Below are 24,874 nucleotides of genomic sequence, written 5' to 3' on the forward strand. Positions count from 1 at the left end.
ATATGAGTCTTTTATGATATTAAAATGGAGGGAAACACCTAAATGGAACTAATACCAATTGAGTGCAATGGTGAAATCCATGGTGATGGGAAATGCAATGGTGTATATTATTTCGGTGATGCGCTTAATATCCTGCCGAAATTATTAGACGAATATAAAAATAAAATTGATCTTATATATATGGATCCTCCCTTTGTTACGGGGAAAAATTTCAGGTTTGTGCAGCGTATAGGTGAAGAAGGGTGGAGTGGTAATAAGGCATATATGATCTCACATACTGCTTATGAGGATATGGATTTTAAAAGCAGAAATTTATTTTTAGAGATGATGCGTAGTGTGATTTCCTATTCATATGAGCTGCTATCCCCCTCTGGTAGCCTTTATTTGCATATAGATTATCGCACTAGCGCTTATATGCGGGTTATGCTGGATGAGATATTTGGAGAGGATCGCTTCTTGAATGAAATAATATGGCATTATAAAAGTGGGGGCAGGGCCAAAAATCATTTTAGTAGAAAACACGATACTATATTGTTTTATTCTAAAACGCCGAACTACTATTTTGATATAAAGGCAGTAGGAATTCCCAGGGGTAAGGATAGACGTAATCATATGAAACAAGGGGTAGATGAGAATGGTAAGACGTTTTGGTCCATAAAATCCGGCGGGAAAGAGTATAGGTATTACGAGGATGCCCTTATATATCCCAGTGATGTATGGGATGATATATCCCATCTTCAGCAGAGGGATCCTGAACGGACGGGCTATGGTACGCAAAAGCCGGAAGCCTTGTTAAAGAGGATAATACTTTCATCATCACCATCTGATGGATTAGTAGCTGATTTTTTTTCAGGCTCAGGCACTACCATTTCTACTGCACAAAAACTAGGTAGAAGGTGGATAGGGGCGGACAGTGGCATATTTTCTCTACATACCTGTAGAAGGCGAATTTTAAATAGCGGAATTGGCGGGAGTTTTAATATATTTTATACAGAGGATATTAAGAAACAACATAAGCCTGTTATAAAGCTGGGTAAATATAAGAATGGCAATCATATTAAGATCTCATTAAAGGAATACAAAATTGACAAAATGGGCGATATACCTTTGATGGATGAAATGGGACTGAATATGGTGGAGTATTGGGCGATAGGATATATTGAGGGCGATAGATTTATTGAAAAGGCATATAGTATGCGGACATTTGACCATCCTAGCATAGATACCGCACTATCCATAGATGATTGTGATATCAAAAAAATTGCTGCCCATTTTATAGATATATACGGCAGCCAGTATTTCTTTGAAATAGAATAAATCTTATTCATCTTTAGAATGTATGGTTTGGTTTTCAATATGTTTATCTTCTAGTGGTTGCATGGGTTTTTGGGCTATCTCCCGCCCCCTGTTATAGTTGCCTTCCAAGCCGGTCCAATAATGAAACGTAGATACAAATTCTCCATAGGCGCTTTGATCGCCTAAAATATCCTTTTCCACATTATCCTTTGATTTTGGTGTCTTCGGGGTAGGCTTCATATCATATCTCCCTTCTTTCAGTTTTATAAAAATATATTTACATATAGTATTTATATAGAGACTTAAATAGATACATGAAAATTAAGGATTAAAGTTTATATTAATTAGGATAAGGCTATCCAGGTATTGCAAAACGCCGTAAATTGTGACACAATAAGTGATGAAAAGTATAATATTTTTAAAGGAATGGGAGGAAAAAGTTATGAGATACCAAGCCGATATTGGGGTATTTGGTGGGTCAGGCTTTTATTCTTTTTTGGATGATGTGGAAGAGGTAAAAATATCTACTCCATATGGTGCACCAAGTGATAAGATAGCTTTGGCCAAGGTAGGGGATAAAAGGGTGGCATTTTTACCAAGACACGGAAAGGACCATCAATATCCACCCCACCTTGTACCATATAGGGCAAATCTTTATGCAATGAAGGAACTGGGAGTAAGGCAGATCATTGCGCCTACTGCATCAGGAAGTTTAAAACCAGAGATAAAACCAGGAGACTTTGTAGTATGTGACCAATTCGTTGATAGAACCTGTGGCAGGGAGGATACGTTTTTTGAAGGACCTATTGTAAAGCATATAAGCGCTGCATATCCCTATTGTGAAAGGCTTAGGGAACTGGCGATTAAAACAGGAAAAGACCAGGGTATCACAATACATGATAAAGGTACTGTGGTAGTGATACAAGGACCGCGCTTTTCCACAAAATCGGAGAGCCGTTGGTATAGTTCGATGGGCTGGGATGTTATAAATATGACCCAATATCCTGAGTGTATACTTGCTAAAGAATTGGGGATATGCTATGTAAATATAGCACTTATAACCGATTATGATGCAGGATTGGAAGGCAGAGATGATATACCTCCAGTAAATGAGGAAGAGGTTGTTAAGGTCTTTGAGGAGAACAATGAAAAGGTAAAGGCATTAATATTGGAAATGATAAAAAGGATGGATAAGGACGTAGATTGTCCATGTCATCACGTATAATCAATCGAGGAGGAATGGTGTTTGAAAAAGCTATCTACGCCGAATAGCGCTATTATACACATATGTCAGGAATTACACGAGCGTAGTCTAGTGTCTGCCTATGGGGGCAATGTAAGCATTCGTATGCCGAATAAAATAATAATAACACCTAAGGGTTCTTCCCTTAGCGAACTGACTGAAGACGATTTGGTGGTTATTGACATTGATGGGGATGTACTTTTTAGTACCCATGAGCCATCATCGGAAGTGCTTTTACATCTTAATATATATAAAAATCGTCCTGATGTACATGCAATAATCCATACCCATCCCCAGATGGTTACCTCCTTTGCCTATAGGAATACTCCAATAAAGATGCTTACTAGAGAAAGTAGAACATATTTAAAGGAAGTACCTATAGTTCCATACTATCCTTCAGGAAGTAAGGAATTGGCAGAAGCGGTATCGCCATATATAAAAGATCATGATGCGATAATGCTGGAGAATCATGGTCTTGTTACGGTAGGGCAGGATATATACAAGGCATATAATTTAGCCGAACTTACTGAAGAGACCGCAATGATGAATTTTTATGTAAAAATGCTTAGTCTTAGTTGAGGAGGAGATAGATGGATACATTAAAATGGCGTGAAAATGCACTTTTTCTTATAGATCAGACCTTATTGCCTAGGCAGAAGGTCATAATTGAATGTAAAACATACAAGGATGTGGCAAAGGCAATAAAGGAAATGAATGTTCGGGGGGCACCTGCCATAGGTGTTACTGCAGCATATGGTATGGTGTTAGGAGCTTTTGAATATGATGGTGATGATAAGGAAGCGTTTTTTGATTATCTTAACGATGTGGGTGATGTGATAAAGGGCACCCGTCCGACTGCCGTAAACCTTTTTTGGGCTGTAGACCGTATATTAAACAGGGCAGATGAGGTAAGGGATAAGGATATAACCTCTATAAAAATCGTATTAGAGGAAGAGGCTAACAGGATGGCAAGGGAAGATATAGATACCAATAGGTGTATGGGGCATTATGGAGCTCAGCTGCTTAAGGATGGGGATACAGTACTTACCCATTGCAATGCAGGCGCACTAGCTACTGTAGACTATGGTACTGCATTGGGAGTTATAAGGGCAGCAGTAGAAGAAGGCAAAAATATATCGGTATTTGCAGACGAGACAAGGCCATATCTGCAGGGTGCAAGGCTTACTGCATGGGAGCTTATGGAAGATAATATCCCTGTTACCCTTATTACTGATAATATGGCTGGATATGTAATGAAAAAAGGACTCATAAATGCGGTTATAGTTGGGGCAGACAGGATAGCCGCAAATGGAGATGTGGCTAATAAGATAGGCACATACAGCGTAGCTGTACTTGCTAAAGAAAATAATATTCCGTTTTATGTGGCAGCACCCATATCTACATTGGATCTTGATATAAAGGCGGGAGATGATATCCCTATAGAGGAGAGATCTAGCATGGAGGTAACCCATATATGTGGAGTGCCAATAGCTCCGGAAGGTGTAAAGGTAATGAACCCTGCTTTTGATGTTACGCCAAACAAGTATATAACAGGTATAATAACTGAGGAAGGTGTAATATATCCTCCATATAATAAAAATTTACAAAAAGTTGGTAAAAAATAATGCTTAGCAATAAGCATTATTTTTTTTGCATGAAGGATAATATAAGAGGGATAATATTATAGGGAGGTGATAATCGTGAAACGTAGAAAATGTAACCTGGCCATTGTTTTTTTGTTAATTGTCATATTTGTTGTGTCAGGGTGTAAAGCCAATAGAAGACCTAGCCCCCAAACGACACCAAATCAAACGCCTAAGCAAACCAGAGTTACGCCGCCTACTACTCCAAGGGTAACTACCCCTAAAACAACAACACCTAAAACAACGCCAAAGGCTACTACGGATAATAAAAGTTACATGGATAGAGCAAACAAGATAGCGGATAAGGTAGCTTCTTTAAAGGAAATAGAGAGTTCAACCTGTGTAATAACCGGTAATACTGCCATGGTAGGTGTACAATTTAATAAGCAGTATAAAGGTAAGACGACGGATGATATAAAAGATCAGGTAGATAAGGTTGTTAAGAATACGGATAAGAAAATAGATAGGGTAGTAGTAAGTGCAGATCCAGATGTAGTAAAAAGGCTGGAGGATATGTTGACTGATATAGGTAAAGGTAAGCCCATCTCCGGGTTTGCAAAGGAAATGAATGAACTTTTAAACAGGATACAACCTAAATAATATAGGGCCCTTTCATGGGCCCTATATTTTAAGGTTTTTTTAAAGGATTTTTGGTGTATATATAGAATAATATTATTATCCAGACTAAAGTTTGCCAATTAGGAATGAGGAGGTAGAATAAATGATCCAGATTGAAAAAATAGGCTTGGGTGATGGTATAGATGTATATATAATACCATCCGAGAAGTTTAAAACAGTGGATATAAGCTATTGTTTCCACTGTGATTTAGATAATATGTATACCTATAACGCATTGATACCTGCAGTTTTAAAGAGGGGCTGTGAGGGTTTGGAGACCATGAAGGATATTGAGAGTTACCTTGAAGGACAATATGGTGCGATTTTTAATGTAGGTGTACAAAAAAAGGGTGAAAGACAAATATTAAGATTTTCCATGGAAGTAATTAATGACAACTATCTGCCAGATGAGCAAACTGCAGTACTTGCACAGGCATTTCATTTTTTAAACAGGGTCATTACAAAACCTGTATTGGAGAATGGTGCATTTAAGAAGAGTTATGTGGAGCAAGAAAAGGAAAATTTGAAAAACAGGATACAAGCTATTATAAATGATAAGATGCTATACAGCATGGAACGTTGTGTACAGATTATGTGTAAGGACGAAAAGTATAGTCGCTATACCTTCGGCAGTGTAAACGATCTTAAAGATATAGATAGTTCAAATTTGTATGATGTGTATAAGGATATAATTTCTCGGAGTCCACTAGATATATTTGTGGTAGGCAATGTTGATAGGGAAAAGATAATAGCCCTTATAAAAAACAGCCTAAATATTGAGAGACGTTCAATAAAGAATATTCCAAAGACTAGCATAAAGAAAATAGGTATAACACCTAATTATATGACTGAGGAATTGGATGTCTCCCAGGGCAAGCTTAATATGGGATTTAGAGTAAATACTTCTTTTGCTGAAAAGGAGCATTTTCCACTTGTGGTATATACCAGTATATTAGGAGGAGGCCCACATTCAAAACTGTTTTTGAATGTAAGGGAGAAGGCTAGCTTAGCATATTATGCATTTGCACGGTTGGAGTCTTTAAAGGGCCTTATGCTGGTAGGTTCAGGTATAGAGATGGATAAGTATAATGCTACCCTTGATATAATATTAAAGCAGGTTGAGGAGATGAAAAATGGTAACATATCTCAAATGGAGCTTGATAGTGCCAAGAATGCCATAATAACATCCATAAAAGGTATTCAAGATCAGCCAGGACAACTTATTGACTATTATCTACGTAATATAGTAGGTGAGCGTGATATCTTATTGGATGAATATATAGAAAATATACAAGAGGTAACCATTGAAAACGTGGTAGATGTCTCAAAGCGGGTAAAACTAGATACTGTATATTTTCTAACTGGAAAAGGAAAAGGGGTGCTAAAATAATGACTAGAGAGATAAAAAGTACATTGCTTAAGGAAAAAATATTATACAGACAGATGGATAATGGACTGGATGTATATATATTTCCAAAACCAGGGTATAATAAACAGTTTGCCATGTATGCCACTAATTATGGCTCTAATGATACTAAGTTTGTAGTTCCTGGTGAGGCACAGGCTACTACTGTACCCGACGGTATAGCCCATTTTTTAGAGCACAAACTATTTGAAGAAGAAGATGGCAATGTATTTGAAAGCTATGCAAAATTAGGTGCACAACCTAATGCCTTTACTAATTTTAATATGACGGCTTACCACTTTACTTCAACGGATAATTTTTATGAATGCCTGGATATACTTACGGGTTTTGTAGGGCGCCCATATTTTACTGACCAAAATGTAGAAAAAGAGAAGGGCATAATAGCTCAAGAGATAAAGATGTATGAAGATGATCCAAATTGGAGAGTATTTTTCAACCTTCTGGGAGGAATGTACCAAAATCATCCCGTACGCAATGATATTGCAGGGACTGTAGATTCAATAATGCAAATAGATAAGGAACTTCTATATAAATGCTATAACACATTCTATCATCCTTCAAATATGGTGCTCTTTATAATAGGGGATATAGACCCCGATAGGGTTTGGAATCAATTAGAGAGTAAATTTAATAAAGATAATAGATCAAAACAAGGCAAGATAGATCGCATATATCCGGATGAACCGGAGAATGTAACGCGAAATAGAATAGAAGAGAAGTTGGCTGTGTCTAGACCTTTGTTTGCATTGGGCTTTAAAGACAAGCCTGTGGGAGAAGGTGATAAGCTGCTCGAAAGAATAGTGCTTAGCGAATTAGTTATTGATATGTTGGCAGGTCCTAGTTCGGATCTGTATACAAGATTATATGAAGAGGGGCTTATAGATGGTTCCTTTGGCGCAGATTATACTGCTGAGAGGGATTATTGCTATGCCATGATGACTGGTGAAACCTCAAATCCTGACAAAGTAGTAGATACTATATTTGATGGGATAAGGAGTATAAGGGAAAAACCTTTTGAAAGGGCATATTTTGAACGAATAAAGAAGAAGAAATTAGGTGAGTTTATAAGGAATTTCAACTATATAGAGGTGATAGGATATATTTTTAGTTCCCTTATATTCAAGGATATAATGATATTTGACTATTTGCAAAAATTAAATGATGTAAGCTATGATCAAGTGATAGATGCCTTTAACAATCTTTTTGATATTAATAGAAGCACCGTATCCATAATTAAACCATAAATTGGAGATGAATAGTATGAATTTTATAGCTTCCATAAACCCTGTTGCTTTTAATCTGTTTGGACGTCCTATTTACTGGTATGGTATATTAATAGCCTCTGCAGTCCTGATAGGCATGTATCTTGCGATGGACTATGCAAAGAAATTGGATTATGATCCAGAGCTCATAATAGATTTTTGCCTCCTTGCCATACCAGTTTCTATAGTATGTGCTAGGATATATTATGTGGCATTTGAATGGGATGTCTACAAAGATCATCCAGTTGATGTATTTAAGATATGGGAAGGTGGTATTGCCATATATGGGGCAGTAATAGGAGGCGTTATAGCCGCTATCATCTTCTCAAAATGGCGTAAAGTGCCTTTTCAGGATATATTGGATATGTGTACACCCAGTCTTATATTAGGCCAGTGTATAGGTCGCTGGGGGAATTTCTTCAACCAGGAGGCCTATGGATACGCCATTACCAATCCTAAATGGCAGTGGTTTCCTGCTGCTGTATTTATTGAAGCCAATCAGCAATGGCATATGGCTACGTTTTTTTATGAATCTATGTGGGATCTCATAGTGTTTATAATACTTATGCTATATAGGAAAAAACGCAAGGCATCTGGAGAGATATTTGTACTATATCTTATACTATATTCATGTGGCAGGGTGGTTATAGAGGGACTTAGAACTGATAGTCTATATTGGGGTCCATTTAGGGTATCCCAAGTTTTAAGCGGCCTGCTTATAATATTTGGTCTGATATGGTTTGCATTTATTCGTAGAAAAAAAATTAATCAAAATTAGAAAATATTATCAGTCACTGTATAAAATAACAGCATTAAAAATCGATGACAAGGGTAAAATAACACTGCTATATATTTGAGTTTTGAAAGGGGTGTATAAAGTGGCTGATAATATTCAAAGAGATGATGAAGGTCAAGGAAAGAAGACAGGCTGGATAGGGTTTATAATAAGATTTGTAGTATCTGCCATAGTACTTATGGTTACTGCATTTCTGACACCTGGATTTAAAAATATGGGATTTGGTACTGCACTTCTTGCCGCTTTGGTAATAGCTGCACTAGACTATATAGTTCAAAAACTGTTTAAGATTGATGCAGCGCCATTTGGCAGGGGATTATCAGGGTTTATTATTTCAGCTGTTATTATCTATATTTCACAGTTTATAGTTCCAGGAATGAGTATCAATATATTTGGTGCCATAGTAGCAGCGCTTATAATAGGGATAATAGATGCCATACTTCCGGTGGATGTGGTATAAAGCTGTTATTATAAAATAGGGGGCATTTTAAAATGCCCCCTATTTTATATGCATATTCTTTCGTTGATTTGCTAAGTGTCTTGCTATTATCATTTAAGCGGACGTAAGTTTTATACCAATATAATCGAATATTATGAATTAAAGATATAAAACTATAGGCTGGATTAAAAATGGATGTGGTAGTATAATATACTAAAACATGTTTTACAGGGAGACGAGAAGAAAATGAGAAATTTAACTATGCTTACCGATTTGTATCAGCTGACTATGATGTATGGATACTATAAAACCGGTAAGGCTAATGACACAGTAGTGTTTGATCTATTTTTCAGAAAAACGGCCTGGGAAAACAGCTATGCCATAGCAGCAGGTTTGGAGCAGGTCATAGAGCTTATTGATGATTTGCATTTTTCTGAAGAGGATATAGCATATCTAAGAAGTCTTAATCTGTTTGATGAAGGTTTTTTGGAAATGTTAAGAGAATTTAAATTTACAGGTGAGATATATGCTGTACCTGAGGGAACTGTGGTATTCCCATATGAGCCTATTATAAGGGTAAAGGCCCCCATATTCCAGGCTCAGCTTATTGAAACTCCTATGTTAAATATAATAAATCATCAAACTCTTATTGCAACTAAGGCCAGTAGAGTAGTTCATGCAGCCCAAGGAGGCGCTATAATGGAATTCGGTTTAAGAAGGGCTCAGGGACCGGATGCAGGTCTTTACGGGGCTAGAGCTGCCATGATAGGTGGATGTGCATCTACCTCTAATGTACTAGCAGGGCAGATGTTTGATGTGCCGGTAAGCGGCACCCATGCACATAGTTGGATAATGAGTTTTCCAGATGAATTGTCGGCTTTTAGAGCCTATGCAGATGCATTTCCTGATAGTTGTCTACTGTTAGTGGATACATATAATACACTAGAGAGTGGAGTACCCAATGCCATAGAGGTGTTTAAGGAACTAAGGGAAAAGGGTTATGAACCTTTAGGTATACGTTTAGATTCGGGTGATATAGCATATCTTAGTAAAAAGGCCAGGGAGATGCTGGATGAAGCAGGATTTCCAAATGCTAATATTGTAGCCTCCGGAGATCTAGATGAAGAGATCATATGGGATTTAAAGGCACAGGGTGTCCAAGTGGACTCATGGGGTGTAGGTACAGCCCTTATTACCAGTAAGGATAACCCTGCTCTAGGCGGTGTTTACAAGCTGTCTGCTAAAGAGGAAGATGGTAAACTTATACCTAAGATTAAGATATCGGAAAATTCCTGGAAGATAACCAACCCAGGTTACAAAAAAGTGGTAAGGTTTTATAACAAGACAAATGGCAAGGCCATAGCAGATCTTATTATGCTTGGCGAGGAGAACATAGATGAAAACAAGCCTATTACCATATTTGATCCGGTTGAAACATGGAAGCGCATGACCCTTAGAAATTTTAAAGTGCGGGAGCTCCTTGTACCGGTTTTTGTAGATGGTAAAAGGGTATATGAATGTCCAAAGATTATGGATATACAAGCATATGCTAAGGGAGAGATGGATACCCTTTGGGAAGAATATAAGAGGTTAAGAAATCCACACTCCTACAAAGTTGATTTATCTCAGAAACTATATGACCTTAAGCAAAGATTATTAAAAGAACATGCATATAAAGAAAAATAATCATAAAAGGGTGATTTTATCACTCTTTTTTTTTGCGTTAATATATTGTTAAGGGGGGATTATTATGTCATTTGGTTTAGCTTTATCAGGGGGAGGGCTGAAAGGAGTAGCCCATGTAGGAGTATTAAAGGCTTTGCATGATTATAATATGTATCCTTCTTTCATATCTGGGGCTAGTGCCGGTGCTGTGGTTGCGGCTTTGTATGCTTGTGGCTATTCGCCAGAGGAGATGGAACTATTAGCCCTCATGACAGATGGAAGCGATTTTATAGATCCCGATTGTATTGGCATATTAAAGGCACTGTGGCAATTTGTTAGAAAAAAGGAAAATGATTTGGACGGTATTATCAAAGGTAATGATCTAGAAGCATTATTTGATAGGCTGTTTGAGGGCAGACTAATAAGTGAGGTAAATATCCCATTGGGGATTTCAGCCGTTGATATAAATAATGGAAATACTATTATATTTGTAAGTAATAAACAAGGTTTTGAAGATACAAAAAATACAAGGTATATAGCCGATATCAATTTATCAGAGGCAGTAAGGGCCAGTATAGCCATTCCTGTTATATTCAAACCAAAAAAGCTGAGTGGAATGTGTTTAGTTGATGGAGGAGTGGCAGACAATCTTCCGGTTGATGTTCTAAAGAAAATGGGTGTTAAAAATATATTGGGTATCAATTTAGGATATGCTGGGCAACCCCGGCCAGAAGTGGATAATATATTTGAAATCGCATCTCAGACGATCGATATAATGGCTTATAATATTACAAGCCTTAAAACTACTGATGCCAGTTGCATAATAACACCAAATGTACCCAGTATAGCATTATATGATATTGATGATATATGGCAGGGTATACAATCTGGATATGAAAGTATCAAGGAAAATATATTTTTGATAAAAAGGGCGTTAAAAAGTTGAAGTTCGACGCCACTGTTCTACAAAATATTATGCCCTCTTATGCTACATTATATAGTTAAAGGGGGTTATTCCAATGAAGAAATTATTTAAAAACGCACTTTTTGGCTATAGTAAGGCCAATGTGGATAAGTATATACAGGATATGAAAGAGGATTATGAGGGAGAACTATCTAAAAAATTGGATAGGATGATGGAACTTAATGAAGAGAATAGAATGCTTAAGGAAAAAATGGATACTTTAGAAGAAAGATTAGACGAATACGTACGTCAAGAAAGTTGTATTTCCAAGACCATGTTAAATGCAGAGGAGAAGGGGCGGGAGATTGTAATGAATGCCCGCAAAAATGCTGAAGAAGAAGAACGAAAATTAGAGCTTGAACGGATAAAATGGCAGGATAGATATAAAGAGATTAGGAAACAATTGCTTGAAATTGAGCAGAATGTATGCATAATATTGGAGAATTTTCAATCGGAGATCAATTATATAATATCTCAGGAGTTAAGTCAGACCATATTAGGTGAGGAAGTTGATGTGGAAGGAGATATAAAGCGTGTAAAGAATGTATCGTGAGGGTGTGAATAATAAAAAAACGGCTGAGAAACAGCCGTTTTTTTTAACTGGTTTAATACATCATATCTGCTCCTGGAGCACCTGCTGGCGCAGCCGGTTCGGGCTCAGGAATATCTGTAACAAGGCTTTCGGTTGTAAGTATCATGGCAGCTATGCTTGCTGCATTTTCAAGGGCAGTACGGGTAACCTTTGTAGGATCGATGATACCCTTTTCTACCATGTTACCAAACTCGCTTGCAGCAGCATCAAAACCGAAGTATTTATCATCATTGGCTTTAACCTTTTCAACTATTATGGAGCCTTCTAATCCAGCATTAGTAGCAATCTGTCTTAGTGGTTCCTCTAAAGCACGTTTTATGATATTAATACCGGTCATTTCATCGCCTGTAGCTTTAAGGGCAGCAACAGCATCTATAGCTTTTATAAGTGCTACACCACCACCAGGTACGATACCTTCTTCTACAGCAGCACGGGTAGCATTTAATGCGTCCTCAATTCTGAGTTTTCTATCTCTCATCTCGGTTTCAGTAGCAGCACCTACTTTGATTACTGCAACACCACCTGCTAATTTAGCGAGACGCTCTTGTAGTTTCTCTCTGTCATAATCGGAAGTGGTGTTTTCTATTTGAGCCTTTATAGAAGCAATTCTATTTTTGATCTCTGTATTATCACCAGCACCTTGTACGATGGTGGTATTTTCTTTATCTATTTTAACTTGACGAGCACGACCTAGCTGATCTATTGTAACCTCTTTTAGATCCAGACCTAAATCGTCGGATATTACGGTGCCACCTGTTAGTATGGCGATATCCTGTAGCATTTCTTTCCTTCTATCACCAAATCCTGGAGCCTTTACAGCAACACAGGTGAATGTACCACGTAATTTGTTTACAACCAATGTAGCCAGAGCTTCACCTTCAACATCTTCTGCAATTATGAGAAGTTTTCTACCCTGTTGTACTATCTGCTCAAGTAGAGGCAGTAGTTCCTGAATATTGCTTACTTTCTTATCGGTGATAAGAATATATGGTTCATCTAGGATAGCTTCCATTTTTTCAGTATCTGTTACCATGTAGGGGGAGATATATCCTCTGTCAAACTGCATACCTTCCACTACTTCTAATTCTGTCAAGGTGGATTTTGACTCTTCAACAGTGATAACCCCATCTTTGCCAACCTTTTCCATGGCATCGGAAATTAGCTGGCCAATGGTAGTATCGTCTGCAGATACGGATGCAACCTGTGCTATTGCAGATTTATTTTCAACTGGTTTACTTAGATCTTTTAATGATTCTACAGCAGCATCCACAGCATTCTTTATGCCTCTTTTGATCATCATTGGATTTGCACCTGCAGCTACGTTCTTTAAGCCTTCACGTACGATAGCTTGTGCAAGTAGTGTAGCTGTGGTAGTACCATCACCAGCAACATCATTGGTCTTTGTAGCTACTTCCTTAACTATTTGCGCACCCATGTTCTCAAATGGGTCTTCTAGCTCTATTTCCTTTGCGATGGTAACACCATCGTTTACGATTTGAGGAGAACCGAATTTTTTATCCAGTACGACATTACGACCTTTAGGTCCTAATGTTATCTTTACAGTATCAGCTAGAGAATTTATACCACGTTCTAGCGCTTTTCTGGCTTCTTCATCATATAACATCTGTTTTGCCATTTCTACATACCTCCTTAAAGTATTCTATTTTTTATTCAACTACGGCTAATATGTCATTTTGACGAACGATAATATATTCTTCATTATCAAATTTAACTTCTGTTCCTGCATATTTAGAATAGATAACCTTATCTCCGATTTTAACTTCCATTTTGATTTCTTTGCCATCTACATTGCCACCAGGACCCACTGCTAATACTTCAGCCATTTGAGGCTTCTCCTTAGCAGAATCGGGCAATACTATACCACTTTTAGTAGTTGCCTCGCTTTCAATAGCTTTAATAACAACTCTGTCACCTAATGGTTTTATATTCATAATAACCCTCCTCTTTATGTAAATTTTATATTATAGGCCTTGTTAGCACTCGTCAACGCTGAGTGCTAATTACAAATATAGTTTATAAAAAACCAACTCGAATGGCAAATGCTAAAATTCCTCTTATAAAAGCAAAAAGGCCAAATAATGGGGGATATACCGTATTATCTCTTTATTACTCTATGTATCTAGCAAAAATAGATCGGGATAATTTATACAATATTTTATTGAAAGCATTTTTTTTAGTATGCTATAATAATGTTGGAAATATTTTAGGGAGGCAAGAGCTTATGGATAAATGGGACAAGCGTTTTATGGAACTAGCCCATGTAATTGCAGGATGGTCTAGCTGTTATCAGCCAAATAGGAAAATAGGAGCGGTTATTGTAAAAAACAAGCGCATAATAACTACAGGATACAATGGGGCGCCTTCAGGATTTCCTAGTTGTGCAGAACGGAAGGAATGTCTAAGGCGTCAAATAAATATTCCCTCTGGTACAAAACAAGAATTTTGCTATGCTATACATGCAGAACAAAATGCCATAGTACAGGCTGCTAAATTGGGCATATCCATTGATGGGGCTACCTTATACTGTACCCATCAGCCATGTGTTATATGCGCTAAGCTTATAATAAATAGCGGTATAGAAAGGGTAGTATATAAAGAGCCATATCCGGATCAATTAGCTATTGAAATATTCAAAGAAGTTGGCATAAAACTAGAAAGGTTTGACGAGTAGAGTGCTCTACTCGTCAATATATTTACCGGATAATTTCAGAATACATCTTGGAAGGGCATCTTTTGACATGCCCCATGGTTTATCCTGGTTTCTAAAATCAAATTTTAATGTAAACCATTCTAATTCCTTTTCTATTCTTGATAGGGATTTTTGTTGTATCTCCAGTATTTCCTGTATAAATTGGGCTTGCTTTTTATTGTTTAGTATTTCATTTGCCATATTGATCATTTGAGATAGATGTGGCATACAAAATCCCTTGGAATTTAGGAATGTCTCTTTAAACTTTTCGTCATTTTGCCAAAGATATATTATAGTATATGCATACCTCTTCATAGTTAGCTCAAGACGCTCACATATTATACAACTCTCACTTTTTTTATCAATCCAGTTGGATAAATTTGAATTAGGGGATTTAGTTCCAGCATTTTTAAGGAGATGCTTTAATCCGGATTTTTTAGCCGGACTATTCTCCATAGCAGATCTGGACAGCTTTACAAAATCATCGATAGTCTCCTTTAGGTATGTATGGGTCATAAGGGCAAGTCCCAGACGATTTTGTGCATTGTATAGAAGTTCAAAATGCTTATCACAAAAACCCTTTTTATTTACCTCTATACGGGTATCAGGTTCCATTACAGATCCACCTAAGAATGAATCTACATAGGATTTTTCTGCCTTTTGCCTAAGTATGCATAAGGGACATTCTGTGTCAGCTCTATATGCATCCCATACGGGAATGGTATCTATATGATATTTCATAGCTTCCTCCTTAAAATAGCTAATCGCATATCTGATTTTAACATATTTTTATATTCATATCCATATATATATAAAGGTAAGTCTTATTTTATATATGTGGATATGGAGGTGGACATGAGGTATTCAAGGATAAAAAGGCGAAAACGTAAAAAAGGGTATGCCATATTTATAGTAATAATAATTGTTTGTGCAGGATTTTATATCTATGGGGCGGGAGCCGCAGGAAATTTTCTAAGTAAACTCATAAGTCCAATAATAGAAAATAGGGATGGGCATAAGGGGATAGATGTAAAGAAAGAGAAGGAACAAAGCCTTGTTGTAGACCCACATATAGACGATGAGAGTAAAAAAGATGGACCAGCTAATTCTGAGGAAAGGGAAGAAAAGATGGAGCAGAAAACAGAGCAGATAGAAGTACAACCCCTAACTGTGAGTGCAATACAGATAGGTGCATTTAGCAGTCGTGAAAATGCCGAGATGTGGGCAAAAGAGTTAAGAGAGCGTGGTGGTGCAGGTTATATTATTGAAGACAAGTATTTCAGGCTTATGGGAGTATGCTTTATGAGTGAAGCCGATGCTCAAAAGGTAAAGATGCAATTGAAGGAGCAAAATGTAGAGAGTGAGATATATTTTATATCCTATCCAGGTGCCAAAATTGAGATAACAGCATCGGCTGACAAGGTAGATATATTAAAATCTGCTTTTTCCACGTGGCAACCTAAACTCACAGAGCTCGAAGATATAATAAAACAGCTAGATAGCGATAAGCTAGGATCTGAAAGTGCATATAGCAAAATAAAGGCTATGAAGAATGGAATGACAGAAAAAATGGAGGCACTAGATAGTTATATTTCTATGCAGCCAGACAATGACATATTAGCAGGGCTTGCCAACGTATATAAGGAAAGTCTTAAAAGTTTTGATGATGTATTATCTGAGAAACCTGAAAATAAACTAGCAATAAGTGCTAAAATAAAGTATACTTATATTGATATGGTATATAGATTTAAAGGCTATATGCAAGGTATAACCAAGTAATAAGGGGGAACTTCCTTGAAAGTCAGAGATATAAAGGTAATATTGGATGCAGATATATTAGTTGAAGGCACTACCTTGGATAAGGAAATTATATCAGCTTGTGGCTCAGATCTTATGAGTGATGTGCTAGCTTTTGTAAAGGATGGAACACTTCTTTTGACGGGGCTTACAAACCCCCATGTGATAAGGACGGCTGAAGTTTTAGATGTGTCTGCTATAGTTTTTGTAAGGGGTAAAAGACCTTCCCAGGATATTTTGGATATGGCGATTGAACGTGATATTACCTTGCTTAGTACTCGATATACATTATTTGATGCCTGTGGGAAGCTATATGAAGCAGGGCTTAGAGGATAGGAGAAAGGGTGTCCAGATATGGAAGGGAGACCTGTTATAGAGCAAATATACTCTATTGAAGCGAATAATTTTACTTTGGCGGGAGAGGCATCCAGTGCTATAAAAAAACTGCTTAGACAGCTGGGAGTGCCATCTGATATAGTAAGACGAATGGCTATAGCTGCATATGAAATGGAAATGAACCTAGTAATACATTCTATAGGTGGCGAGCTCATCTTACAGGTTACACCTGATAAAATCCATTTGCTATCTAACGACTTAGGTCCCGGTATACCAAATATAGATTTGGCAATGCAGGAGGGATATTCTACTGCACCTGAGTCGGCTAGAGAATTGGGATTTGGTGCAGGTATGGGACTTTCAAATATTAAAAGATGTGCAGACAGTTTTTGTATAAAATCAAAGACGGGTCAAGGTACCAGGGTTGAAATTAGGATAAATTTATGAAGGTGATTTCATTGTATTATCATTCTGTTACATTGGACAAGGATAAATGCAGGGGATGCACTAACTGCATAAAAAGATGTCCTACTGAGGCTATTAGAGTACGTGATGGCAAAGCACGGATCATACCTGAACGCTGTATTGACTGTGGTGAATGTATAAGGGTATGTCCATATCATGCCAAGATAGCGGTTACAGATCCATTATCGTCTATAAACAGATTTCCATACAAAATTGCCCTTCCTGCTCCTTCTCTATATGGTCAGTTTAAAAATCTTACTGATATAAACAGGGTTTTACATGGCCTTAAAATGATGGGATTTGATGATGTGTTTGAGGTAGCTCGCGGTGCTGATTATGTAACTTGTTTTGTAAAGGAGTATCTAAAATCATCTACTGTAAGACCGCTTATATCATCGGCTTGCCCTGCCATAGTGCGTCTTATACAGGTAAGGTTTCCAGATCTGATAGATAATATAATACCTATTGAGTCTCCCATGGAGGTGGCTGCTCAAATTGCAAAAAAAGAATTTTGTGAAAAGAATGGTGTGCCTTATGATGAGGTGGGGGCTTTTTTTATAACTCCATGTGCTGCCAAGATGACTAGTATAAAAAGCCCTATAGGTTTGGAAAAATCATCTGTAGATGGTGCCATATCCATACTTGAGGTGTATGGACTTCTATCCAACCAGATAAAAAAGCCAGATAATGATATAAAACTTCAGGCTGCATCATCATTTGGAGTAGGATGGGCAAATTCTTCTGGTGAGAGTGTTGCACTTAATATTGAATCCTATTTGGCAGTAGACGGTATACAAAACGTCATACATGTACTAGAAGAGATCGAAAACAATAAGTTTCCCGATTTAGATTTTTTTGAAGGACTTGCATGTACAGGCGGGTGTGTAGGCGGCCCTCTCACATTTGAAAATAGTTTTGTGGCAAAGAGTCGAATAAAGGCGCTATCAAAGGGTCTACAACATGAGTATTTTCCGCCGGACAATTTGGAGGATATAAGGGACTCGATAAAATGGCATATGGAAAAACGTATAGTTCCTAAATCCATAATGAAACTGGATGATGATATTGCACTAGCTATTCGAAAGATGGATGCTATAGAGCGATTATATGATAAACTTCCAGGGCTTGATTGTGGTTCATGTGGTTCACCAAATTGCAGAACTCTAGCTGAAGATATAGTACAGGGAGAGGCTTCAGAGCTTGATTGTATATTTAAGTTAAGGGAAAAGGTAAAGGTTTTAGCTGGACAGATGATAGAACTTGCTGAGAAGATACCTACCGGAAAAAGGGACGATGCTAAGGGGGAAAAAAGTCAAAATGAATAATATAACGGTGGATTTTATAGTAGATAAACTTGGGTTAAGTGTTTTATGTGGAAGGGAATATCTCCATAGAAATGTATCTTCTGGATACTGCTGTGATCTTTTAAGCTGGGTAATGGCCCATGCAGAGAAAGGTAGTGCATGGATTACCGTACAAACCCATGTGAATATAGTGGCTATTGCAACTCTGCTAGATATCTCGTGCATAATTGTACCGGAAGGCATAGATGTCAATAGCAAGGTAATAGAAAAGGCGGAAGAAGAAGGAGTGGTAATGCTATCGTCTTATAAAACTGGATTTGAATTGGCTGGGGAATTATACGCAATTGGTGTTGGTTCTAAACAAGAGGGGTGAATGTTATGAAGATAGCGGTGGATTTACATATACATTCAGCCTTGTCTCCTTGTGGTGACGATGATATGACACCTAACAACATAGTGAATATGGCTATATTGAAGGGGTTGGACGTCATATCAGTGACCGACCATAATAGCTGTGATAATTTGGATGCGGTTATGGAGGTGGCAGGGGACAGCATAGTGGTGATTCCCGGCATGGAGGTACAGAGCAGAGAGGAAGTGCATCTTCTCTGTTATTTTTATTCGTTGGATGGGATTAAGAAATTTGATAGTTATATAAAAGGGTATTTCTCCAATATATTAAATAAGTCTGATATATTTGGACACCAGTACATTATGGATAAATATGATAATATAATTGGCGAGAGGCGGGAGATGCTTCTTTCATCATTAAATTTATCGATAGATGATGTGGTATGCTCTGCTAGACAATATGGAGGAGTAGTGGTACCTGCCCATGTGGATAGGCCTGCATATAGTATTATTTCCCAATTAGGGTTTATTCCAGATCATTTAAATTTTACTACATTAGAAATTTCCCATTTAAATACGGAGAATATTTCCAATTTGTATGGCTTTCGCCATATTAGCTCTTCAGATGCTCACTTTTTGGAACATATATTGGAAAGGCAAAGTTTTATAGAGGTACAGGATAAATCTATAAAATCGGTATTGGACCTTTTATCTAGTTTATAACACAAATATATTTATAAAATTAAAATAATCTTTTAATCATATAAAACTTCAAAGGATAAATTCAAGTAGGTATTCATATTGTTGAGAAATTTAATTATATAAAACAATGACAAAATATATTGTTTATGATAAAATATATGGGTAATAGTTTGTGATTTTTTTATCAAAAATCACTCTTATATGATAACCAAATCTATTTGGTGTGAGGGAGGGAATGTATCATGTCAGCTTCATTTTTAGCTGAAAACAAGGAAAAATTTGAAGAACTACAAAAAGTAGTCGAAGAGTACAAAGGTAGCGAAGGACCTCTTATGCCGATACTCCATAAGGCACAAGAGATTTTTGGCTGTATACCACTAGAAGTGCAAAACTATATAGCAGAAAGTCTTGATATACCGATCACTGATATATACGGTGTTGTTACCTTTTACTCCCAATTCACATTAAAACCAAGCGGTAAATATCGTGTAGCAGTATGTCTAGGCACAGCTTGTTATGTCAAAGGTGCTCAAAAGATACTAGATGAACTTACAAACGTATTGGGTATTACTGTGGGAGATACCACTAGTGATGGAAAATTTACGTTGGATGCTACAAGGTGCTTAGGCGCATGTGGTTTAGCTCCTGTCATGATGGTAAATGACGATGTATATGGTAGGCTAGTACCTGAGGACATCGCCGGTATAATACAAAAATATAAATAATCATGCAGGACATATCGCTTCACATATTGGATATTGTGCAAAACTCTATTGTTGCCAATGCTACTTTGATAATTATAACTATAAAAGAGGATATTAAAACAGATAAACTTATAGTAAGCGTTGAGGACAATGGAATGGGAATGGATAAAGAAACAATAAATAGGGTAATAGATCCTTTCTATACTACCAGGACTACCAGACGTGTAGGCTTGGGAATACCACTTTTAAAGGCGGCTGCTGAATTATCTGGCGGGTGTCTTAATATCTATTCAGAAAAGGGCAAAGGCACTGCCATAATGGCGGTTTTTGGCTTGTCAAACATAGATCGTCCACCCCTTGGTGATATGGAGGATACTGTAGCTACGCTTATATTATGCAATCCATATATAGACTTTATATATCGCCATAGTACTCCTGGTGGACAGTTTGAGCTGGATACGAGGGCTGTTAAACAACAGTTGGGAGAAGTTCCTATATGCAATTCTCAGGTGATCGATTGGATAAGAGAATATATAAAAGAGGGAATTAATCAAATCGGTGGAGGTGCAATAGTATGAAAACCTTACAGGAATTAGAAGAGATAAGGAAAAAGACTTTAGAGTCTGTTAATTTAAGAAAAGAACGTAAAGGGACTCGTGTAGTCGTAGGGATGGGTACTTGTGGTATTGCAGCAGGGGCAAGGCCAGTACTCATGGCTTTTGTTGAAGAGGTAAAAAAACGTGATCTTTCAGATGTGACAGTCACACAGACAGGATGTATAGGTGTATGCAGATTAGAGCCTATGGTAGAAATATATAAACCTGGTGAAGAGAAGGTGACCTATGTAAAGATGACACCGGAAAAAGTTGCCAGAATAGTATCGGAGCATATAGTAAATGGCAATGTAGTTTCGGAATATACAATAGGAGCTTATGGTGAGAAATAATCAATGGATGTGAGGAGGTAAAAAAATGCAACTATATCGTTCGCATGTATTGGTCTGCGGAGGAACGGGGTGCCATTCTTCAGGTTCAGACCATATTATAGAAGCCTTTAATGAAGAACTAGAAAAGAACGGTCTACAAAATGAAGTAAAGGTAATAAGGACAGGTTGTTTTGGCCTATGTGAGGTAGGACCTGTTGTTATAGTATATCCTGAAGGGGCATTTTATAGCAGGATAAAGGCAGAGGATGTACCAGAGATAGTATCGGAACATCTATTGAAGGGCCGTATCGTTACAAAACTTTTGTATCATGATGTTGTGCATGATGATGAAGCTATAAAATCATTAAACGAAGCCCAATTTTATAAAAAGCAACATCGCATTGCCCTTCATAATTGTGGCGTTATAGATCCGGAAAATATAGATGAATATATAGCTTTTAATGGGTATAAAGCATTAGCCAAGGCACTGACTGAGATGACTCCTGAAGAAGTTATAGAGACTATAAAGGCATCGGGTTTAAGGGGTCGTGGTGGAGCAGGTTTCCCTACAGGGCTTAAATGGGAGTTTACTGCAAAGGCCGAAGGCGATAAAAAGTATGTATGCTGCAATGCAGACGAAGGGGATCCAGGTGCATTTATGGATAGGAGTATTCTAGAAGGTGATCCTAATGCAGTGTTAGAAGCTATGACCATAGCAGGTTATGCAGTGGGGGCAGATCAGGGATATATATATGTAAGGGCTGAGTATCCTATTGCAGTCAAGAGATTGTCCATAGCCATAGATCAGGCCCATGAGTATGGTCTTTTAGGTAAAAACATATTCGGGACCGATTTTAGTTTTGATATAGAATTAAGATTGGGTGCAGGTGCTTTTGTATGTGGTGAGGAAACAGCCCTTATGGGATCAATAGAAGGAAAAAGGGGAGAGCCTAGACCACGTCCCCCATTTCCAGCGGTAAAGGGTGTATTTGGTAAACCAACCCTTTTAAATAATGTTGAAACATATGCAAATATTACTCAGATAATATTAAATGGCCCTGAGTGGTTTAGAAGTATTGGAACGGAAAAAAGTAAGGGGACCAAGGTATTTGCACTAGGTGGTAAGATCAATAATACCGGTCTTGTAGAGGTACCTATGGGTACTACACTGAGGGAGATTATATATGATATTGGTGAAGGAATACCTAATGGGAAGAAGTTCAAAGCAGCCCAGACAGGGGGACCCTCAGGTGGATGTATACCTGTACAACATTTGGATACGCCCATAGACTATGACTCACTTATGCAGATAGGTTCTATGATGGGCTCAGGTGGTCTTATTGTTATGGACGAGGATAACTGCATGGTCGATATAGCAAAGTTCTTCCTGCAGTTTACGGTAGATGAATCATGTGGTAAGTGCCCTCCGTGTCGTATAGGAACCAAACGGATGCTTGAGATACTAGAGAGGATAACCAGTGGAAAAGGCGAAGAAGGGGATATAGAAAAGTTAGAGGCTCTTGGAGAGAGTATAAAGGCCTCTGCACTATGCGGTCTTGGCCAAACGGCGCCGAACCCTGTTTTAAGTACCATAAAATATTTTAGAGATGAGTATGAAGCGCATATTCGAGATAAAAAATGTCCTGCAGGTGTATGTCAGGCACTTCTTCAATATGTAATAGATCCCGAAAAATGTAAAGGCTGTAGCTTATGTGCTAAAAACTGTCCTGTAGGTGCGATAAGCGGAGAGAGAAAGAGTCCATTTAAGATAGATACGGAAAAGTGTATAAAATGTGGAGCTTGTATGACAAAATGTCCTTTCCACGCAATTGAAAAGAAATAATGTATTTAAGGGAGTGAAAATAGCATGGAAATGATAAAAGTTACTATAGACGGAGTCCAAGTAGAAGTTCCTAAGGGATCTACTGCTTTGGAAGCTGCCAGGGCAGCCAATATAGATATACCTACCTTATGTTATCTGAAGGATATAAACGAGATAGGTGCTTGCCGTATGTGTTTGGTTGAAGTAAAGGGCGCAAGATCTTTGCAGGCTTCCTGTGTATATCCAGTAGCTGACGGTATGGAGATAAAGACTAATTCTAAAGCTGTAAGAGAGGCTAGACGTGTAAATTTGGAGCTTATACTCTCAAATCATGAAAAAAAATGTCTTACCTGCGTACGCAATCAAAATTGCGAATTGCAAGAATTAGCTGAAAAATTAGGAATAGAGGATATAAGATACGAAGGGGAGATGACAAAGGCACCAGTAGATGACCTTTCGCCTTCCATTGTGAGGGATCCTAAAAAGTGCATATTATGTAGACGCTGTGTAGCAGTATGTCGCAATGTTCAAGGTATAGGCGTGATAGGTGCTAACGATAGAGGTTTTAATACATCTATAGGCCCGGTATTTGATATGAGCTTGTCGGAAGTGCCTTGTATAAACTGTGGTCAGTGTATAGAGGCTTGTCCGGTAGGTGCACTACATGAAAAGGATGAAACGGAAAAGGTATGGGATGCACTAAATGATCCTGATCTTCATGTGGTAGTGCAGACTGCTCCCGCCGTTAGGGTAGCCCTAGGCGAAGAGTTTGGTATGCCTATTGGAACCAATGTAAAGGGTAAGATGGTATCGGCATTAAAGCGTTTGGGCTTTGATAAGGTATATGATACGGATTTTGCAGCGGATCTTACCATAATGGAAGAGGGCACTGAGCTTTTAGGGCGGATAAAAAATGGAGGTACCTTGCCTATGATTACCTCCTGTAGTCCTGGATGGATAAAATATTGTGAGCATTATTATCCTGAATTTTTGGATAATCTATCAACCTGCAAGTCCCCCCATGAAATGATGGGTGCAGTGATAAAATCCTATTATGCAGAGAAAAACAATATTGATCCAGAAAAGATATTCGTGGTATCAGTAATGCCATGTACTGCCAAAAAGTTCGAGGCACAGCGTCCCGAGCTTAGTGCAAGTGGATATCCAGATGTAGACGTAGTGCTAACTACCCGTGAACTGGGCAGGATGATAAAGCAGGCTGGTATAGATTTTGTGAAACTGCCTGATGACAAGTTTGATGATATGCTAGGCGATTCTACGGGTGCTGCAGTTATATTTGGTGCTACTGGTGGTGTTATGGAAGCAGCTATAAGGACGGTAGCCGAGCTGGTAACTGGGAAACCTCTTGATGATATAGAGATAAAAGATGTGCGTGGAATAGAAGGGGTAAAAGAGACGGAAATAGACTTGGGAGATATGAAGCTTAGAGCGGCTGTTGCACATGGTACTGCCAATGCAAAGGCATTGCTTGAAAAGGTAAAATCAGGGGATAAGACCTATGATTTTATAGAGGTCATGGGTTGTCCTGGTGGGTGTGTAACTGGAGGAGGTCAGCCTATTGTAGATTCTAGGACGTTGGCTGAAGTAGATCCTAAAGAACTAAGGGCAGCTGCCATATATGAAGAGGATAGAAATTTACCTATACGTAAATCCCATGAAAATCCATCCATAAAAAAATTGTATGATGATTTTCTAGGTGAGCCTAATAGTCATAAGGCTCATGGATTATTGCATACCCATTATGTAGAGAGAAAGAAATATTGAAAGATGTAACTTAGAGGAAACGCTCGGCT

General features: G+C 37.9%; 28 protein-coding genes. 24 read left to right on the plus strand and 4 right to left on the minus strand.

All coding sequences use genetic code 11. The annotated features are described in order from the left end of the window. The first annotated feature begins 42 nt into the window (after positions 1–42). Positions 43–1,317, plus strand: coding sequence for a DNA methyltransferase (locus EJN67_RS00290; RefSeq protein ID WP_129721296.1), 1,275 nt, complete (start codon positions 43–45; stop codon positions 1,315–1,317). A gap of 3 nt (positions 1,318–1,320) precedes the next feature. On the opposite strand, the gene EJN67_RS00295 is transcribed toward EJN67_RS00290, so the two are convergent. After that, positions 1,321–1,536: a hypothetical protein gene (locus tag EJN67_RS00295; protein WP_129721297.1), complete on the minus strand. Its 216-nt coding sequence runs from the start codon at positions 1,534–1,536 to the stop codon at positions 1,321–1,323. Between the two features lie 202 nt (positions 1,537–1,738). On the opposite strand from EJN67_RS00295, the gene EJN67_RS00300 reads away from it, so the two are divergent. The 11 genes from EJN67_RS00300 (at position 1,739) to EJN67_RS00350 (ending at position 11,905) form a co-directional block, all read left to right on the plus strand. Beyond that, on the plus strand, positions 1,739–2,521 hold the full coding sequence (locus EJN67_RS00300) for an S-methyl-5'-thioadenosine phosphorylase (RefSeq protein ID WP_129721298.1): 783 nt from the start codon (positions 1,739–1,741) through the stop codon (positions 2,519–2,521). Positions 2,522–2,542: 21 nt separating this feature from the next. Continuing rightward, positions 2,543–3,118: a class II aldolase/adducin family protein gene (locus EJN67_RS00305; protein ID WP_165000654.1), complete on the plus strand. Its 576-nt coding sequence runs from the start codon at positions 2,543–2,545 to the stop codon at positions 3,116–3,118. Positions 3,119–3,129: 11 nt separating this feature from the next. Beyond that, positions 3,130–4,164: an S-methyl-5-thioribose-1-phosphate isomerase gene (gene mtnA, locus EJN67_RS00310; protein WP_129721300.1), complete on the plus strand. Its 1,035-nt coding sequence runs from the start codon at positions 3,130–3,132 to the stop codon at positions 4,162–4,164. Between the two features lie 75 nt (positions 4,165–4,239). Further along, entirely contained in the window at positions 4,240–4,782 is a 543-nt protein-coding gene (locus EJN67_RS00315; RefSeq protein WP_165000655.1) for a YhcN/YlaJ family sporulation lipoprotein, read from the plus strand. A gap of 121 nt (positions 4,783–4,903) precedes the next feature. After that, positions 4,904–6,190, plus strand: a complete 1,287-nt coding sequence (yfmF, locus tag EJN67_RS00320) for an EF-P 5-aminopentanol modification-associated protein YfmF (RefSeq protein WP_129721302.1) — start codon at positions 4,904–4,906, stop codon at positions 6,188–6,190. Continuing rightward, positions 6,190–7,470: an EF-P 5-aminopentanol modification-associated protein YfmH gene (gene yfmH / locus EJN67_RS00325; protein WP_129721303.1), complete on the plus strand. Its 1,281-nt coding sequence runs from the start codon at positions 6,190–6,192 to the stop codon at positions 7,468–7,470. The genes yfmF and yfmH overlap by 1 nt, the downstream gene beginning before the upstream one ends. Positions 7,471–7,486: 16 nt before the next feature. Then, positions 7,487–8,266, plus strand: coding sequence for a prolipoprotein diacylglyceryl transferase (gene lgt, locus EJN67_RS00330; protein WP_129721304.1), 780 nt, complete (start codon positions 7,487–7,489; stop codon positions 8,264–8,266). Positions 8,267–8,366: 100 nt separating this feature from the next. Next, on the plus strand, positions 8,367–8,744 hold the full coding sequence (locus EJN67_RS00335; protein ID WP_243641185.1) for a phage holin family protein: 378 nt from the start codon (positions 8,367–8,369) through the stop codon (positions 8,742–8,744). 225 nt (positions 8,745–8,969) lie between these two features. Further along, positions 8,970–10,409, plus strand: coding sequence for a nicotinate phosphoribosyltransferase (locus EJN67_RS00340; protein WP_129721305.1), 1,440 nt, complete (start codon positions 8,970–8,972; stop codon positions 10,407–10,409). A 64-nt stretch (positions 10,410–10,473) separates the two neighbouring features. Beyond that, positions 10,474–11,334 (plus strand): patatin-like phospholipase family protein, encoded by an 861-nt coding sequence (locus tag EJN67_RS00345; RefSeq protein ID WP_129721306.1) that lies wholly within the window; start codon positions 10,474–10,476, stop codon positions 11,332–11,334. 73 nt (positions 11,335–11,407) lie between these two features. Continuing rightward, positions 11,408–11,905, plus strand: coding sequence for a DivIVA domain-containing protein (locus EJN67_RS00350; RefSeq protein ID WP_129721307.1), 498 nt, complete (start codon positions 11,408–11,410; stop codon positions 11,903–11,905). 52 nt (positions 11,906–11,957) lie between these two features. Here the strand turns inward: EJN67_RS00350 and groL are convergent, their stop codons facing one another. Then, a complete protein-coding gene (gene groL, locus EJN67_RS00355) occupies positions 11,958–13,580 on the minus strand; it encodes a chaperonin GroEL (RefSeq protein ID WP_129721308.1) in 1,623 nt (540 codons plus the stop codon). Between the two features lie 31 nt (positions 13,581–13,611). Then, the gene (gene groES, locus EJN67_RS00360) at positions 13,612–13,896 is read right to left on the minus strand and encodes a co-chaperone GroES (RefSeq protein WP_129721309.1); all 285 of its coding nucleotides are present in this window, start codon (positions 13,894–13,896) and stop codon (positions 13,612–13,614) included. Between the two features lie 290 nt (positions 13,897–14,186). Between groES and EJN67_RS00365 the strand changes: the two genes are divergently transcribed. After that, positions 14,187–14,636, plus strand: a complete 450-nt coding sequence (locus EJN67_RS00365; RefSeq protein ID WP_129721310.1) for a deoxycytidylate deaminase — start codon at positions 14,187–14,189, stop codon at positions 14,634–14,636. A 6-nt stretch (positions 14,637–14,642) separates the two neighbouring features. On the opposite strand, the gene EJN67_RS00370 is transcribed toward EJN67_RS00365, so the two are convergent. After that, a complete protein-coding gene (locus EJN67_RS00370) occupies positions 14,643–15,395 on the minus strand; it encodes a DUF6062 family protein (RefSeq protein ID WP_129721311.1) in 753 nt (250 codons plus the stop codon). 114 nt (positions 15,396–15,509) lie between these two features. On the opposite strand from EJN67_RS00370, the gene EJN67_RS00375 reads away from it, so the two are divergent. The 11 genes from EJN67_RS00375 to EJN67_RS00425 all read left to right on the plus strand — a co-directional run bounded on the left by EJN67_RS00375 (position 15,510) and on the right by EJN67_RS00425 (position 24,845). After that, positions 15,510–16,433 carry an SPOR domain-containing protein gene (locus tag EJN67_RS00375; RefSeq protein WP_165000656.1) on the plus strand — a complete coding sequence of 308 codons (924 nt, stop codon included), beginning with the start codon at positions 15,510–15,512 and terminating at the stop codon, positions 16,431–16,433. Positions 16,434–16,448: 15 nt separating this feature from the next. Further along, positions 16,449–16,787, plus strand: a complete 339-nt coding sequence (locus EJN67_RS00380) for a DRTGG domain-containing protein (RefSeq protein WP_129721313.1) — start codon at positions 16,449–16,451, stop codon at positions 16,785–16,787. Between the two features lie 18 nt (positions 16,788–16,805). Further along, a complete protein-coding gene (locus EJN67_RS00385; RefSeq protein ID WP_129721314.1) occupies positions 16,806–17,234 on the plus strand; it encodes an ATP-binding protein in 429 nt (142 codons plus the stop codon). Continuing rightward, positions 17,231–18,577: a [Fe-Fe] hydrogenase large subunit C-terminal domain-containing protein gene (locus EJN67_RS00390; protein ID WP_129721315.1), complete on the plus strand. Its 1,347-nt coding sequence runs from the start codon at positions 17,231–17,233 to the stop codon at positions 18,575–18,577. Before EJN67_RS00385 ends, EJN67_RS00390 begins: the two co-directional genes overlap by 4 nt. Next, entirely contained in the window at positions 18,570–18,929 is a 360-nt protein-coding gene (locus EJN67_RS00395; protein ID WP_129721316.1) for a DRTGG domain-containing protein, read from the plus strand. The genes EJN67_RS00390 and EJN67_RS00395 overlap by 8 nt, the downstream gene beginning before the upstream one ends. A gap of 5 nt (positions 18,930–18,934) precedes the next feature. Next, on the plus strand, positions 18,935–19,630 hold the full coding sequence (locus EJN67_RS00400) for a PHP domain-containing protein (RefSeq protein WP_129721317.1): 696 nt from the start codon (positions 18,935–18,937) through the stop codon (positions 19,628–19,630). A gap of 221 nt (positions 19,631–19,851) precedes the next feature. Next, positions 19,852–20,334, plus strand: coding sequence for an NADH-quinone oxidoreductase subunit NuoE (gene nuoE / locus EJN67_RS00405; protein ID WP_129721318.1), 483 nt, complete (start codon positions 19,852–19,854; stop codon positions 20,332–20,334). A 35-nt stretch (positions 20,335–20,369) separates the two neighbouring features. After that, positions 20,370–20,891 (plus strand): ATP-binding protein, encoded by a 522-nt coding sequence (locus EJN67_RS00410; RefSeq protein ID WP_243641195.1) that lies wholly within the window; start codon positions 20,370–20,372, stop codon positions 20,889–20,891. Continuing rightward, positions 20,888–21,259, plus strand: a complete 372-nt coding sequence (locus EJN67_RS00415) for a (2Fe-2S) ferredoxin domain-containing protein (RefSeq protein ID WP_129721320.1) — start codon at positions 20,888–20,890, stop codon at positions 21,257–21,259. Before EJN67_RS00410 ends, EJN67_RS00415 begins: the two co-directional genes overlap by 4 nt. Positions 21,260–21,284: 25 nt before the next feature. After that, positions 21,285–23,081 carry an NADH-quinone oxidoreductase subunit NuoF gene (gene nuoF / locus EJN67_RS00420; RefSeq protein ID WP_129721321.1) on the plus strand — a complete coding sequence of 599 codons (1,797 nt, stop codon included), beginning with the start codon at positions 21,285–21,287 and terminating at the stop codon, positions 23,079–23,081. Positions 23,082–23,105: 24 nt separating this feature from the next. Next, positions 23,106–24,845, plus strand: a complete 1,740-nt coding sequence (locus EJN67_RS00425) for an NADH-dependent [FeFe] hydrogenase, group A6 (protein ID WP_129721322.1) — start codon at positions 23,106–23,108, stop codon at positions 24,843–24,845. Positions 24,846–24,874 lie beyond the last annotated feature (29 nt).

Source organism: Xylanivirga thermophila (assembly GCF_004138105.1).
Lineage (GTDB): Bacteria > Bacillota > Clostridia > Caldicoprobacterales > Xylanivirgaceae > Xylanivirga > Xylanivirga thermophila.